Genomic DNA, 14,217 nt, shown 5'->3' with positions numbered 1-14,217 from the left:
CCGGCGCCCGCCGGCACCACTGGAGGATCTGATGACGGGTACGCCCACCGCGGGGAGAGGTACCTGGGCACAGACGCTGCGGTCCCGGGCGCGGGACCGGCTCGCCGAGGCGGCCAGCCGCAACGCTCCCCCGCCGTTCGTCGCCGGGGCGGACCTGCGGGACGGCACGCCGGTCATGGTGGTGCGGCAGCGCCCGGACACCGACGACGTCCTGCCCCGCGCCGTGCGCACGGCCGGCGCCTGGGCCTGGCGGTTCATCCTGTTCGTCGCGGCCGCGTACCTGTTCCTGCGGGTCGTCGGGCTGCTCCGGGTGGTGATCATCCCGGTGGTGGTCGCGATCCTGCTGGCCGCGCTGTTCCAGCCGGCCGCCGCCGCCCTGGCCCGGCGCGGCACGAACCGGTCCCTGGCCGCCGGCCTGGTGCTGGTCGCCGCGCTGCTGCTGGTCTTCGGCGGCCTCAGCCTCATCGTGCGGACCTTCATCTCGCAGATCGACGGCCTCTCCGCCCAGGTCGGCGACGGCATCGACGAGGTGCAGCAGTGGCTGTCGCGCGGGCCGCTGCACCTGACCGACGCGCAGCTCAGCCAGTACGTCGAGCGCGTCCAGCAGGAGCTCACCCAGAACCAGGGTGCCCTGACCTCGGGCGCGGTGAGCACCGCCGCCACGCTGGGCGAGGTCGTCACCGGCTTCTTCCTGGTGCTGTTCACGCTCTTCTTCTTCCTGCGCGACGGCGGCCAGATCTGGTCCTTCCTGTGCCGGCTGCTGCCCCGCGAGGCCCGCGTGCCGACCGCCCGGGCCGGGCACTACTCGTGGCACACCCTGGTGTCGTACGTGCACGCCACGGTGCTGGTGGCCTTCGTGGACGCCGTCGGCATCGGCATCGGCCTGTTCGTGCTCCGGGTGCCGCTGGTGCTGCCGCTGGCCGCCCTGGTCTTCCTCGGCGCCTTCATCCCGGTGGTCGGCGCCACCGTGACCGGCGTCGTCGCGATCCTGGTCGCGCTCGTCACCAACGGCCCGGTCACCGCGTTGATCGTGCTCGCCGTGGTCATCGCCGTTCAGCAGCTGGAGGGGCACGTGCTGCAGCCGCTGATCATGGGCCGGGCGGTGGCGCTGCACCCGCTCGCGGTCATCCTGGCCATCGCCACCGGCATCGTCGTCGCGGGCATCGTCGGCGGCCTGATCGCCGTCCCGCTGCTGGCGGTGCTGAACACGGCCGTCCGCTATCTGGTCCGGCACCCGGGCGGCGAGCCCACCGCGGACCGTACGGCGCCCGGCACCGAGCCCACCGACGACGAGCTGGCCGAGGCCGAGGACCGGGAGCAGGACGCCGGCCGCCGCTCGGACCCGGCCGAGCCCCCGCCACCGGGCACCTCGGTCGCCGCCGAGGAGCCGGCCGGACGCCCGGAGCCGGGCGCGCCGGCCCGCCCGGGCCCGGCCCAAACGTAGGCGTGATCACACCCCCGTCGGCACGTTGGGCCTCGTGCGTAGGATCGATGCGCAGAACCTGAGCCCATCCTGATCCAAGGAGCACGATGCCGTTAACGCCCGCTGACATCCACAACATGGCCTTCAAGAAGCCACCGATCGGCAAACGGGGCTACGACGAGGAGGAGGTCGACGCGTTCCTGGACGAGGTCGAGCAGGAGCTGATCCGCCTCCTGGAGGAGAACGGCGCCCTGCACGGTCAGGTCCAGCGCGGTCCGGGCGGTCCCAGCCCGGCGGCGTCGACCATGGTGCTCAGCTCCGAGTTCTCCGACATCACCGCGCAGCTGGAGCGCATGCAGGAGGCCCGCGCCCGGGCCGAGCAGAACGCCCGCAGCCTGCAGTCCCAGCTCGAGCAGGCCCGCAACTCCGCGCCGTCCGGCCCGCCGCCGTCGGCGGACAGCGAGGACCGCAACGCCCGGGTCCTGATGATGGCCCAGCGCACGGCCGACGACCACATGCGCGACGCCCGCCAGGAGTCGGAGGTGCTGCTGTCCAACGCGCGGAACAAGTCGGACCAGATCACCAGCGAGGCGCAGCTCAAGGCCGGCACGATCGAGGGTGACGCCCGCCGCAACCACAGCGAGGCGATGAACAGCCTCGGCGCCAAGCGAGCCGCCCTGCTGGACGAGATCGAACGGCTGGGACAGCTCGCGCAGAGTTACCAGGCGGCGCTGGACAGTCACATCAGCCAGCAGCTCCAGGAGCTGAACAGCTCGCCGGAGGCCAGCTAGCCCGGTCACCGATCACGTCACCGGCCGCGAGGCCCGGCGCGGCAGCAGCCGCCGGGGTCCGCGGCCAGGACCATGATCCCCTGATCGTCAGGCCCGCGACGTCCGCGTCCTTCTCGCGCGGAGGCCGCCGACGATCGCGTCCACCAGCAGGAAGCCCGCCAGTGGCACGCCGAGCAGCGGCAGCGCCCACCCGACGGCGAAGACCACCGGCACGCCGACCACGACGGCCCACGCCGGCAGGCCCAGCCAGGCGCCCCGCGGCGGCGGCGCACCGGCCACGGCCCGGCGGCCGGTCCGGGCCGGCCGGCGCTGCCACCACATCCGGTAGCCCCAGACGATCACGCAGATCAGCCCGATCGCCAGCGCCGCCAGCAGCACCTGGTTGACCACGCCGAACAGAATCCCCATGTGCGCCTGCACGCCGAGCTTGCTGAGCTGGGCGAGGACCGGCCAGTCGGCGAAGTCGCTGCGGGCCACCACCGTGGCGGTGCCCGGGTCGACGGCGATCCGGTCCAGGCCGACCGGCCAGGTGTTGTCGATGCCCGCGACCGTCCACGCCGAGCCCGCCTGCTCCGGCACGGTCAGCTCGACCGGCCCCGTCATGCCGTGCTGGCGCGCGACGCTCCACACGGTGTCCGCCGCGGCCGGGTCGGCTGCCGCGCCCGGGCCCGCCGTTGCGCCGTGGTGCCCGCCGGCGGGGCCGGTCGCGATGCCGGTGGACAGCTCCGGGCGGTGGGCGTCGAAGGTGTCGAGCACCGCGGTGAAGTTGTCGCCGGCGTACCGGGACCAGGTCAGGCCGGTGGCGGAGAGGATGAGCAGGCCCACCGTCAGCCACAGCCCGGTCGCCGCGTGCCAGCTGCGGGTGCGCCGCACGCCCCGCTTCGCGGACAGCTCCGGGGTGAACAACCGGCGACCCCGCGAGCGCCGCCACCACAGCACGACGCCGCCCAGCGCGATGACCGCCAGCCAGCTCGCGGCCAGCTCGGAGTAGTACCGGCCGGCGACCCCGAGGTGCAGGTTGCGGTGCAGGTCGTCCAGCCAGGTGGTGACCGGCGTGGAGCCGTACCAGGTGGTGAGCGTGCCCTGCACCCGGCCGGTCGCCGGGTCGATGTAGACGGTGTGCTGGTTCTCGCCCAGCTCGGGCTGCGAGAACACGACCTGGGTGGTGGCGTCGCCCGACCCGGGCTGGACGGCCGAGAGCGTCCCGGCGGGGTGCGCCGCGCGGGCCGCCGCGATCTGGTCGGCGAGCGGCAGCGCCGGGCCGCCACCGGAGGCGGCGGTCAGCTGATCGCCGTAGAGGCCCGCGTCGAGCTGCGGTGCGACCGTGTACAGCAGCCCGGTCACGGCCGCCACCAGCAGGAACGGCGCCACCAGGACCCCGGCGTAGAAGTGCAGGCGCAGCAGCAGCGCGCCGAACGCGGACGGGCGCCGGGCGGGGACGGCCCGGGGCGCCGGCGGCGCGGATTCCGGCGCCGGATCGGCGACCTCGCTGGTGATCGACATCGGCTGTCCTKSGTGGGGTGTCGGCGGCGCGTGCGCCGGCAGGATGGGCGGCCGAGGTCTCGGCATCCGGCAGACAGGTCGGGCCGGGCCGTCGATCAGTTCCCGCGCGGCCGGAAAAATCCGGCGGGCCGCGGCCCCCGACCCTGAGACCCCAGCTCAGGGGCCGGCCAGGGTCGTTCCCCGATGCGTACGCGGCCCCGGCGGCGCGACCATTCAAGGGTCAAGTTCGACGCCACCGGTGAGGAAAGCGAGACACCATGCACACCGTCCACGACTCCATGGCACGCCAGGGGCTCGTCCGTCCGCGCGAGGGTCGGGTGCTCGCCGGCGTGTGCGCGGGACTGGCCCGGCGATTCGGGCTGGACCCGTGGATCGCCCGGCTGCTGTTCGTCCTGATCCTGTTCGTCATCCCGGGCAGCCAGATCCTGGTCTACCCGGTCCTGTGGCTCCTGATGCCGTCCGAGGAACACTCCTACGCCTCGACGTACCCGCCGGCGGCCTGACCGCCGGCGCACGTGAACGAGGGCCCGGCCGGTCGCGGCCGGGCCCTTCGCATGACCGGAACCCCGGGGTGGGATCAGGGGTTTCTCGGGGGATGGCCGGATACCCCACCCGGGCCCGTTCGGCCAGGCTGGTCACGTGCTCGCAGATCTGCTCAACGCCGCGACGGCCCTCATCGACGGGCTGACCACCCTCGACGAGTGGTCGGTCCTGCTCTTCACCTACGTTTCCGCCGCCGTCGAGATGACGTTCCTGCTGGGGCTGCTGATCCCGGGTGAGTCCGTGGTCATGCTGGCCGCCTCGCTGCACGGCCCGGTCGGCTTCGCCCTGGCGGTCGCGGCCGGCACGGCGGGGGCGCTGAGCGGGCAGGTCCTGGGCTACGGCATCGGCCGGGTCTTCGGCGCCCGGCTGCGCGACACCCGGCTGGGCCGCCGGATCGGCGCGGAACGCTTCGACCGGGCCGAGGCCTACCTGCGCGAACGAGGCGCCCCGGCGCTGGTGGCGGTGCGGTTCGTCGCGGTCATCCACGCCGTCGTGCCGATCGTGGCCGGCGTGGCCCGGATGCCGTTCGGCCGCTTCCTGGGCTGGTCGGCGCTGGGCACCCTGCTGTGGGTCGGCACCTTCGCCGGGGTCGGCGCGGCGACGGCGAGCGCCGACTCGACCGGTGGGATCGGGGTCGTGCTCACCGCCGTCGCCGCGACCTGCCTGGGCGTCGTCCCCTTCGCCGTCCGGCTGGTCCGGCGTTCCGCCCTACGAGGCGGACCAGTACAGCGCGCGGGCGAACTCGGCGTACAGGCCCTTGGGGTGGGCGCGGAACAGCGGCTCGGTGCCGAACAGGACCGCTCTGCCGCCCCGCGCCGTCCGGCCCGAGACGACCGAGGCCTGCCCGGCCGCCTGCTGCGGCCCGCCGGCACCCGGCGCGGTCGGCAGCCAGTGACCGGCGACCAGCGGGTCGGCGGCGTAGCGCTGCTCGACCGTGAAGCCGGAGCCGGTGAACCAGAGCGGGGAGTAGGCGAAGGAGTGCGGCGGGGCGTCGGCGCCGAGCACCGCCCCGGTGTTGCGCACCGCGACCACCCCGTTGGCGTCGCCGCGGCCGGTCACCGCCGTCGCCGGCAGCAGGCCCGCGGCCGCGTTGAAGGCCGCGCCCGTCGTGCCCCGGGTCACCACGCCACCGCGCGTCAGCAGGTCGTCGACCGCCGCCTTGCCGGCCGCGGTGAGCTGCGGATAGGACAGTCCGGACGAGACCACCAGGGCGTCCACTCCGGACAGGTCCTCGGCACCCGCGTTGAGCAGGGCCGTGGAGACCGGGCGCACCTCGAACCCCATCTCCCGGAGCGCGAACAGCTCGTCCGCGGCGACGGCGGCCGCGATGACCGGGCGGCCGAACGGGGTGCCGGCGGAGCCGCGGGGCGCGGCGGTGAACCGCACCCCGAGGCGTTTGGCCAGCGACTCGGCCTCGCGGCGCGCACCGGCCGGCACGACGACGGTGCCCGCCGCCGTGCGGCGCAGCTTGACGCCGAGGTCGAGCAGGGCGTTCACGGCCCGGACGTCGGCCGGATCGCGCAGGGTCAGCGCCAGGTCGCGGCCCTTGCCGGCGGTGACGGCGCCGGCCGGTGACGCGAGCTCGACCGGTGTGGCGCTCACCCGCGGGGCGGCCGTGCGGCTGATGTCGACCGAGGCGCCCCAGAGCAGGCGATGGCTCCAGCCGGAGATGTCGTACATCTGGGGCACCAGGCCGGAGATGTCCCGGCCGGCCTCGAGCAGCACGTTGGCCAGGCCGCGCTTGGGCTGGTGCATGTCGACGAGGTAGGAACCGGCGGGGTAGCGCCGCCCGGCGAGCGAGAACTCCCGCCGGGCCCTGGTCACCCGGACGTCGTGGGCGACCAGGTGGTCGACCAGCCGGGCCGCCGCGGGCGCCGAGCGCTGGGAGCCGCCGGCCGGGATGACGTAGGCGCGGGGGAACTCCGTGGTGTAGCGGTCCTCGGGGCCGAAGCCGGGCACGAAGCCGTCCGGGATCGCCGGCGAGGGCTCGCCGGCCCAGCCCCGGCGGAACTGCTCGATCTGGTCGGCGAGCAGGCCGGCGCGGTGGGTGTCGGCGTACGTCAGGGTGGCCTCGATGGTGGCCGCGGCGACGGCGGTGTTCACCGAGGAACGCCGGCGCAGCTCCTCGACCGGGAGGCTGTTGTAGACGCCGCCGTTGACCCGCCAGGGAATCTCGACGGTGTGCCCGACGGCGCCCTGGTAGATCGCGTACATCGGGGTGAAGATCGGCGGCCAGTCGTCCCAGTCCCCCGGCGCGTAGTCCCGGAACGGGATGTCGGCGCGGGCGGTCTCGGGGTAGCCGAGCCGCTGGATCGCGGCCTCCATGCCCAGGGCGTTCGGCAGCGCGTGCTTGATGTAGAGGTCGTATTCGTAGTTCTGCCCGTGCGGCGGCGTGGCCGGCTCGATCAGGGTGGTGCCGGTGTAGCCGTGCTCGTCGAGCATCACCAGCGGCTGGGTGGCGATGACGACATCGCGCACCGCCCGCGACTCCGGCTGCGAGCTGGTCGCGTGGTCGCGGTTGATGTCGAACCCGGCGCCGTTGGCCCGGGTGCCGGCGATCCGGCCGTCCGGGTTGTTGGTCACGGTCACATACACCCGGCTGCGCCGCAGCAGCGCGACCGTCGCGGCGTCCTTGGCCTTGGCCAGCCGCTCGATGACGCGCAGCGCGCCGTCGGTGCCCTCCCACTCGTCGCCGTGGATGTTCGCGTTGATCCAGACCGGGGTCTTGTAGCCGCGCCGCAGCGCCCGGTCGCGCCCGGCGGCCCGCGGATCGTTTTCGATCAGCGCCCGCCAGCGGTCCTGCCGCGCGGACTCGGCGGCCGACTCCGGGGCGGTCACGGTGACCAGGTAGAGATCGCGGCCGAGCGCGGAGTGCCCGACCACTTCCGCGGAGACCCGGTCGGAGGCCTTCTGCAGAGCGTTCAGCTTGGGCGCGAGCGCGTGGTAGGGCACCAGGCCCAGCTTGATCGACCGGTCGGCGGGGTTTTCCGGATAGACCCGCAGCTCGGTGTGCCGTGGATAGCCCTGGCGCTTCGGACTCCACCGCTGCGCCGCGGCGGCGCCCAGCGCGGCGGCGGCGCTGACCTCGGGGGCCGTCGCGGCGACCTCGTTGCGGTCGGGCCCGTTGCCGAAGTCTCTGGTGGCTGGAGCCCGCGGCGGCGGATCGGCCGGCGCGGCCGACGCCGGGCCCGAGCCGAGCCCGACGGCGAGCAGCACGGCACAGAATCCGGCCAGCGACCGTGACGAGTCCACAATGCACCTCCTAGACGTGCCACCGACCCTCTCGCGAAAGCAGGCCGCAGCGCAACGCCCCCTGTGGACAACCGTGCAAGGAGATGGGCCGGGGACGACGCCCGGGCGAACCCAATTCGCTGTCCGCGTCGTCCCCGGCCGGTTCTGGCGGCGCCGGCTATCCCACGGTGCCGGTGACCGTCGTGCCCGACTTGGTGACGTAGTAGGTCACCACGGCCCCGCTCCAGAAGTGGAACTTCAGGGTGACCCGGGAGCCGTCGGTGACGTCGGCGAAGAACTCCGGCTTGAGCTGGATGACGTTGCCGGTGTAGTTCGGCGCGAAGGTGTAGTCGAACTCCTTGAACGGCGTCCAGTTCTGCGGCCCGGCGTTGCTGCCGTCGGCGTAGGTGGCCTCCATGGTGGCGAGCTGGTCGCCGCGGAAGGTCGTCGGGATCGTGTACGCGCTGGTCGTGCCCGTCGCCGCCTGCAGCACCGGGGTGTCGTAGGTGACCAGGTTGATGCGCCACGGCACGCCCTGGGAGAACTGTGCGTGCAGCGTCGCGTTGACGCCGTACGCCCGCGATCCGGACAGCCGGGTGAGCGCCGCGGCCGTGAGCGTCAGCTGGTCGCCCGCGATGGTGTAGTCGGTGCCGCGGACGAGCTCCGTGCTGCCCTGGCGCAGCCCGGTGAACGTGGTGCCGTTGAGGTTGAGCGTGAGCGTCTTGCTCGTGATCGCGGTCGACCTGGCGCTGAAGACCAGGTCGCTGGCGGCCGTGCCGGACCGGGTGGTCCAGCTCGACTTGAGCTGCGCGAACAGCTCCGGGTCCTGCCACTGCAGCGAGGTCCGGCCGAGGTGCTGGCCGTTGTCCCACAGCATGGTGGTGACCTTCTTCGTCCGGGCGTGGTAGCCGAAGAGCTCGAAGAACTTCAGCTTCTCGCCCTGTTCGATGGTGCCGGTGTGCCGGTCGAAGCCGAGCAGGCCGTACTCGCCGATGATCACCGGGATGCCGCGGGCCACGAAGGTGGTGGCGATCCGGTCGAACATGCCGGTCAGGTCCTGCTGTGCGGTGGCGTCGAAGCGGTAGCCGCCGGCGATGTTCACGCTGAACGGCCAGTAGCCGTAGTAGTGGACCGTGGCGATCAGGTTGGGGTCGTTGACCGCGGTGAAGGTCGCGGCGAGCTCGTCGAGCCGGGCCTGGTCGGCATTGGTGTGCAGGGTCGGCAGCACCAGCAGCCGGGTCGCGTTGCCGCCGCCGGAGTTGCGGACGATCGTCCGGAACGAGGTGTTCAGCTCGTTGAGCAGCGTGGCGCTCTGGGCGTCGCCGGAGCTGCCGGTGAACTGCGGTTCGTTGACGCTCTCCAGCACCAGCTTGGCCGGCGAGTCGCGGAACGCGGCGGCCAGCTGGGTCCAGGTGGCGTTGTAGCGGTTCAGCACGTTCGTCCGGTCGGTGGGCATGGTGTTGATCCACTGCCACGAGTCGTGGTGGATGTTGACCATGACGTAGAAGCCGTCGGCCAGCGCCCAGCCGACCACCTCCTTGACCCGGTTGAGGTAGGCGGCGTCGATCGGGTAGTTCGGCGCGCCGCCCTGGTGCTGGCCCCAGGTCACCGGGATGCGGATGCTCTTGAAGCCCTGCGCCCGGACGCCGTCGAGCAGCGCCTCGGTGATCCGCGGGTTGCCCCAGGAGGTCTCGTCGGCGCCGGTGGCGTCGAGGGAGTTGCCGAGGTTCCAGCCGGGCTGCATCGCGGCGACCGCGGCCATCGCGGTGCCGGCCGGCGGCGTGGACGGCGAGGTGCTCGGCGACGGGCCGGGGCCGGACCCGCTGGGCGACGGGCTGGGCTCGCCGACACCGCCGGTGCAGGCGACGCCGTTGAGGGTGAACGCCGTCGGCGCGGTGTTGCTGCCGGTCCAGGTGCCGTTGAAGCCGAACGAGGCCGAGCCGTTCGTGGCCAGCACGGCGTTGTGGGCCACGTTGACCGCGGTGACCTGCGCACCGGAGGCGCTCACCGTCGCGTTCCACGCCTGGCTGACGGTCTGCCCGGAGGGGAAGACCCAGCCCAGACGCCAGCCGTCGATCCGGTCGCCGAGGTTGGTGACGGTGATGTTGGCGGTGAAGCCGCCGGGCCACTGGCCGGCGGTGGCATAGCCGACCCGGCACCCGGCGGCGGCGCTGGCCTCGGTCGCGGTCGCTACGCCGAGCCCGGCGACCAGCGTGGCAGCGGCGCCGGCGAGCAGGCCGGCCCGCCATCGGTTCCTACGGAGGGACCCCTGCAAGCCGATCATCATGCTCCTCGATCCGCGCGACCCATGCAATTGACCAGCGCAGACTAAGTCTGGACTCCAAACTATGTCAATCGACGAGGCTGGATTTAGCAGCGGTCCAACGGTTCTCCGGTACGGGCAGACCGAGGTTGCCGCGCAGCGTGGTCGCCTCGTATCCGTCGCGCACCACGCCGCGCTCGCGCAGGATCGGCAGCACCCGGTCGGTGAACAGCGCGAATTCGCTGGGCACGGTGACCGTGACGTTGACGCCGTCGAGTGCCCCGGCCTCGAACCAGCGCTGGATCTCGTTCGCGACGGTCAGCGGCGACCCGACGAACGGCGAGCGGCGGGACTCCAGCGTGTGCTGCACGGTCTGGCGCAGGGTGAAGCCGTTCTCCCGGGCCAGCCGGGTGATCTGCTCGGCCTGGGTCTTGAAGCTGCGGGCGCCGAGGTGGCTCACCTCGGGGAACGGCGCGTCCAGGTCGTACGCGGTGAAGTCGTGCCAGCCGAACGGGCGGCCCAGCTCCTTGAGCGCCCGGCGGAAGTCCTTGCCGGCGAGCGCCCGGCGCTCCTTCTCCCGGGCCTGCTCGTCGGTGTCGGCGATGGTCAGGCTGATCCCGGGCACGATCAGCACCTCGTCCGGGTTGCGGCCCTTGGCCCGGGCGCGGGCCCGGATGTCGGCGGCGAACGCCTGACCCTGCGCCACCGTCTGCGCGTGGGTGAAGATCGCGTCGGCGATGCCCGCGCCCAGGTCACGGCCCTCCTCGGAGTCGCCGGCCTGGAAGATGACCGGCTGACCCTGCGGCGAGCGCTCGATGTTGAGCGGCCCGGCGACCGAGAAGTGCTCCCCCTTGTGGTGCAGCGCGTGCTGCCGGGCGGGGTCGAAGAAGACACCACCCCGCTTGTCGCGGGGGAACGCGTCGTCCTCGTACGAGTCCCACAGCCCCTGGACCACCCGGACGTGCTCGAGCGCCCGGCCGTAGCGGGTGGCGTAGTCATAGTGCTCGTCGCGACCGTAGTTGCCGGCTGTCCCGCCGTCCCCGGTGGCCACCACGTTCCAGCCGGCCCGGCCGCCGCTGATCAGGTCGAGCGAGGCGAGCCGGCGGGCGACGTTGAACGGGTCGTTGTAGGAGGTGGTGAGCGTCCCGACCAGCCCGATGTGCGAGGTGTGCACGGCGACGGCGGACAGCAGGGTGAGCGGTTCCAGGCGGTTGAGGTAGTGGTGCGGCGAGTCCGGGGTGATGAACTGGCTGTCCACGATGAACACGTGGTCGAAGCCGGCGGCCTCGGCCTGCCGGGCCCGGGCGATGTACCAGCGGATGTCGACGCTGGCGTCGCCGGGGATCTCCGGACTGAGCCAGGTGTCGTGCTGGCCCGGCCCGCCCACTCCGAGGAGCACAGCGCCGAGCTTGAGGGTCCTGCGAGTCATCCTACTGACCCTATGTGCCTAGTAGGAATTAGTCCACCCTTGCCCGCGCCGAGCGGGCTATGTACCATGCCATAGCAATTAGTTACCGGTGAGTAGGGTGTTGCCGGGCCCCCGGCTCGGACAGGAGAAACCATGGCTGCGGACCTCGCGGCGGCACGTTTTCCGCATCTGCTCGCGCCCCTCGATCTCGGCTTCCTCACGCTGCCGAACCGCGTCCTGATGGGCTCGATGCACACCGGCCTGGAGGACCGCCCCCGGCACGCCGGACGGCTCGCCGAGTTCTACGCCGAACGCGCCCGCGGCGGGGTCGGCCTGATCATCACCGGCGGCTACGCCCCGAACCGCACCGGCTGGCTGCTCCCGCTCGCCGGGAAGATGACCAACCGCCGCGAGGTGCGCCGCCACCGCGGCATCACCGAGGCGGTGCACGCCGGCGGCGGCCGGATCGCGCTGCAACTGCTGCACGCCGGGCGCTACAGCTACCACCCGTTCAGCGCGACCGCGTCTGCGTCGAAGTCACCGATCACCCCGTTCCGCGCCCGGGCCATGACCGCCCGCACGGTCGCCCGGACCGTCGACGACTTCGCGCACGCCGCGGTGCTGGCCCGGGCGGCCGGCTACGACGGCGTGGAGATCATGGGCTCCGAGGGCTATCTGATCAATCAGTTCCTCGCCGAGCGGGTGAACCGCCGCGACGACGCGTGGGGCGGCACCGCGGCCAAACGCCGCCGGTTCGCCACCGAGATCGTCCGCAGGACCCGCGCCGCGGTGGGCGACGACTTCATGATCATCTACCGGATGTCCCTGCTCGACCTCGTCGAACGGGGTCAGTCCTGGCCGGACACGGTCGCCCTCGGCCAGGAGATCGAGGCCTCCGGCGCCACCCTCATCAACACCGGCATCGGCTGGCACGAAGCCCGCATCCCCACCATCGTCACGTCGGTCCCCCGCGCCGCGTTCACCGCGATCACCGGACGGCTGCGCCGCGCGGTGGCCCTGCCGGTCGTGGCCTCCAACCGGATCAACATGCCGGAGACCGCGGAGGAGGTCCTGGCGCGCGGCGACGCGGACATGATCTCCATGGCGCGGCCGTTGCTCGCCGATCCCGACTGGGTGGCGAAGACGGCGGCCGGCCGCGCCGACGAGATCAACACCTGCATCGCCTGCAACCAGGCGTGCCTGGACCACACGTTCGCGCACAAGACGGTCAGCTGCCTGGTGAATCCCCGGGCTGCCCACGAGACGAAACTGATCCTGCGCCCGGCTCGGCGGGTCAAACGCGTCGCCGTCGTGGGCGCCGGGCCCGCCGGCCTCGCCGCCGCGACCACCGCCGCCGAACGAGGACATCAGGTCACCCTGTTCGAGGGCTCCGCCACGATCGGCGGGCAGTTCCAGCTCGCCCGGCGCGTCCCCGGCAAGGAGGAGTTCGGCGAGACCCTGCGGTACTTCACCCGCCGCCTGCGGACCCTCGGTGTCGAAGTGCGACTCGGCCAGGCCGCCACGCTCGCGCAGTTCAGCGACGGCGGATGGGACGAGATCATCGTCGCCACCGGAGTCACCCCGCGAGCGGTGACCATCCCCGGCAGCGACCGCCCCAACGTGCACAGCTACCCCGACGTGCTCACCGGCGCGGTCACCGTCGGGCCCCGCGTCGCCGTCGTCGGCGCCGGCGGCATCGGCTTCGACATGTGCGAGTTCCTCACCCATGCCGGGATCCTCGGCACGCCCCAGCCCGTGGCGGAGTGGATGCGCGAGTGGGGTGTCGACGACACCGGCGCGTACCCCGGTGGATTGGTCCCGCCGTCCGGGCCGACCCCGCCGCGGCAGGTGTATCTCCTGCAGCGCAAGACCGGCAGGATCGGCGCCGGGCTGGCGAAGACGACCGGATGGGTGCACCGGGCCGCCCTCAAGGCCCGCGGCGTCGAGTTCATCGCGGGCGTCAGCTATGACCGGATCGACGACGGCGGGGTGCACCTCACCGTCGGCGGCACGGCCCGGCTGCTGGCGGTCGACGACGTGGTCATCTGCGCCGGCCAGGAGGCGCGCCGCGAGCTCTACGACGAGCTGCGCGCGGCCGACCTTCCCGCCCGGGTCGTCGGTGGCGCGGACGTCGCCGCCGAGCTCGACGCGAAACGCGCCATCTCCCAGGGCACCCACGCGACGCTCACGATCTGACCACCGGCCAGGCACGACCGACCAGAGAGGCACGAACACCCATGCCCGCAGCCAACCCGGACCGGGTCGTGACCACGATCGACGGGCCGGTCGCCAAGGTCGCGCTCAACCGCGCCGACAAGCTCAACGCCCTCGATCTTGACATGATGCGGGCACTGGTCGACGCCGCCCGGCAGCTGCGCCGGGCCGGCGGCGTCCGGGCGGTGATCCTCACCGGCGACGGCACCAGCTTCTCCGCCGGGCTCGACTTCGCCTCGGTGGCCCGGCAGCCCGCCCGCATGATGATCAACTTCGTGCGACCGCCGTGGCGCTCCACCAACCTCTACCAGGAGGCCTGCCGGGCGTGGCGGCGGCTGCCCGTCCCGGTGCTCGCGGTGATCCGGGGACACTGCTTCGGCGGCGGGCTGCAACTCGCGCTCGGCGCCGACTTCCGGTTCACCACCCCGGACTGCCAGTTCTCCATCATGGAAGCCAAGTGGGGCCTGGTGCCGGACATGAGCGGCACGGTCAGCCTGCGCGAGCTGCTGCCGATGGACGTCGCCAAGCGGCTGACCATGACCGGCGAGGTCTTCGACGGCGCCCGCGCCCGCGAGCTGGGCCTGGTCACCGACGTCTCCGCCGACCCGCACGCGGCGGCCATGGCACTCGCGCACCAGCTCGTGGCCCGCTCGCCCGACTCGATCGCCGCGACGAAACTGCTGTTCCACAAGGCGTGGCCGGCCGCGCCGTGGCGCGCGATGCGCCTGGAGAGCCGCTATCAGCTGCGGCTCCTGCTCGGCGCCAACCACAAGATCGCCCGTACGGCGAACGCCGCCAGGACCGCACCCGAATTCACCCGCCGCACCGTCAACCGGTGAGA

9 protein-coding genes and 1 pseudogene are annotated in these 14,217 nt (G+C 72.8%); 6 read left to right on the top strand and 4 right to left on the bottom strand.

All coding sequences use genetic code 11. The features are described 5' to 3' along the window. Positions 1-31: 31 nt before the first annotated feature. On the top strand, positions 32-1,444 hold the full coding sequence (locus DMB66_RS43425) for an AI-2E family transporter (RefSeq protein ID WP_233625262.1): 1,413 nt from the start codon (positions 32-34) through the stop codon (positions 1,442-1,444). 86 nt (positions 1,445-1,530) lie between these two features. Next, positions 1,531-2,214: a DivIVA domain-containing protein gene (locus DMB66_RS43420; RefSeq protein WP_125809956.1), complete on the top strand. Its 684-nt coding sequence runs from the start codon at positions 1,531-1,533 to the stop codon at positions 2,212-2,214. A gap of 87 nt (positions 2,215-2,301) precedes the next feature. Here DMB66_RS43420 and DMB66_RS43415 read toward each other — a convergent pair whose 3' ends face one another. Next, positions 2,302-3,717, bottom strand: coding sequence for a PepSY domain-containing protein (locus tag DMB66_RS43415; RefSeq protein WP_125809955.1), 1,416 nt, complete (start codon positions 3,715-3,717; stop codon positions 2,302-2,304). 257 nt (positions 3,718-3,974) lie between these two features. Here DMB66_RS43415 and DMB66_RS43410 point away from each other — a divergent pair, with 257 nt between their 5' ends. Continuing rightward, entirely contained in the window at positions 3,975-4,220 is a 246-nt protein-coding gene (locus DMB66_RS43410; protein WP_125809954.1) for a PspC domain-containing protein, read from the top strand. A gap of 241 nt (positions 4,221-4,461) precedes the next feature. Next, a pseudogene (locus DMB66_RS66210) lies at positions 4,462-4,797 on the top strand (DedA family protein); the annotation flags it as partial. Between the two features lie 171 nt (positions 4,798-4,968). Here the strand turns inward: DMB66_RS66210 and DMB66_RS43400 are convergent. The 3 genes from DMB66_RS43400 to DMB66_RS43390 all read right to left on the bottom strand — a co-directional run bounded on the left by DMB66_RS43400 (position 4,969) and on the right by DMB66_RS43390 (position 11,183). Then, the gene (locus DMB66_RS43400) at positions 4,969-7,512 is read right to left on the bottom strand and encodes a M14 family zinc carboxypeptidase (RefSeq protein ID WP_125809953.1); all 2,544 of its coding nucleotides are present in this window, start codon (positions 7,510-7,512) and stop codon (positions 4,969-4,971) included. 157 nt (positions 7,513-7,669) lie between these two features. Continuing rightward, entirely contained in the window at positions 7,670-9,766 is a 2,097-nt protein-coding gene (locus DMB66_RS43395; protein WP_233625260.1) for a cellulase family glycosylhydrolase, read from the bottom strand. 76 nt (positions 9,767-9,842) lie between these two features. Continuing rightward, the gene (locus DMB66_RS43390) at positions 9,843-11,183 is read right to left on the bottom strand and encodes an NtaA/DmoA family FMN-dependent monooxygenase (protein WP_125809952.1); all 1,341 of its coding nucleotides are present in this window, start codon (positions 11,181-11,183) and stop codon (positions 9,843-9,845) included. A gap of 132 nt (positions 11,184-11,315) precedes the next feature. On the opposite strand from DMB66_RS43390, the gene DMB66_RS43385 reads away from it, so the two are divergent. Together DMB66_RS43385 and DMB66_RS43380 are read left to right on the top strand one after the other, a co-directional pair. Continuing rightward, complete coding sequence (locus DMB66_RS43385) at positions 11,316-13,358, top strand: NADPH-dependent 2,4-dienoyl-CoA reductase (protein ID WP_125809951.1); 2,043 nt, start codon at positions 11,316-11,318, stop codon at positions 13,356-13,358. 41 nt (positions 13,359-13,399) lie between these two features. Further along, positions 13,400-14,215 (top strand): crotonase/enoyl-CoA hydratase family protein, encoded by an 816-nt coding sequence (locus tag DMB66_RS43380; protein WP_125809950.1) that lies wholly within the window; start codon positions 13,400-13,402, stop codon positions 14,213-14,215. Positions 14,216-14,217: the final 2 nt, after the last annotated feature.

The sequence above is a fragment of the Actinoplanes sp. ATCC 53533 genome, assembly GCF_003947245.1.
Note: the sequence above shows the minus strand (reverse complement) of the source record. Positions and strands in the feature narration are given on the sequence as shown.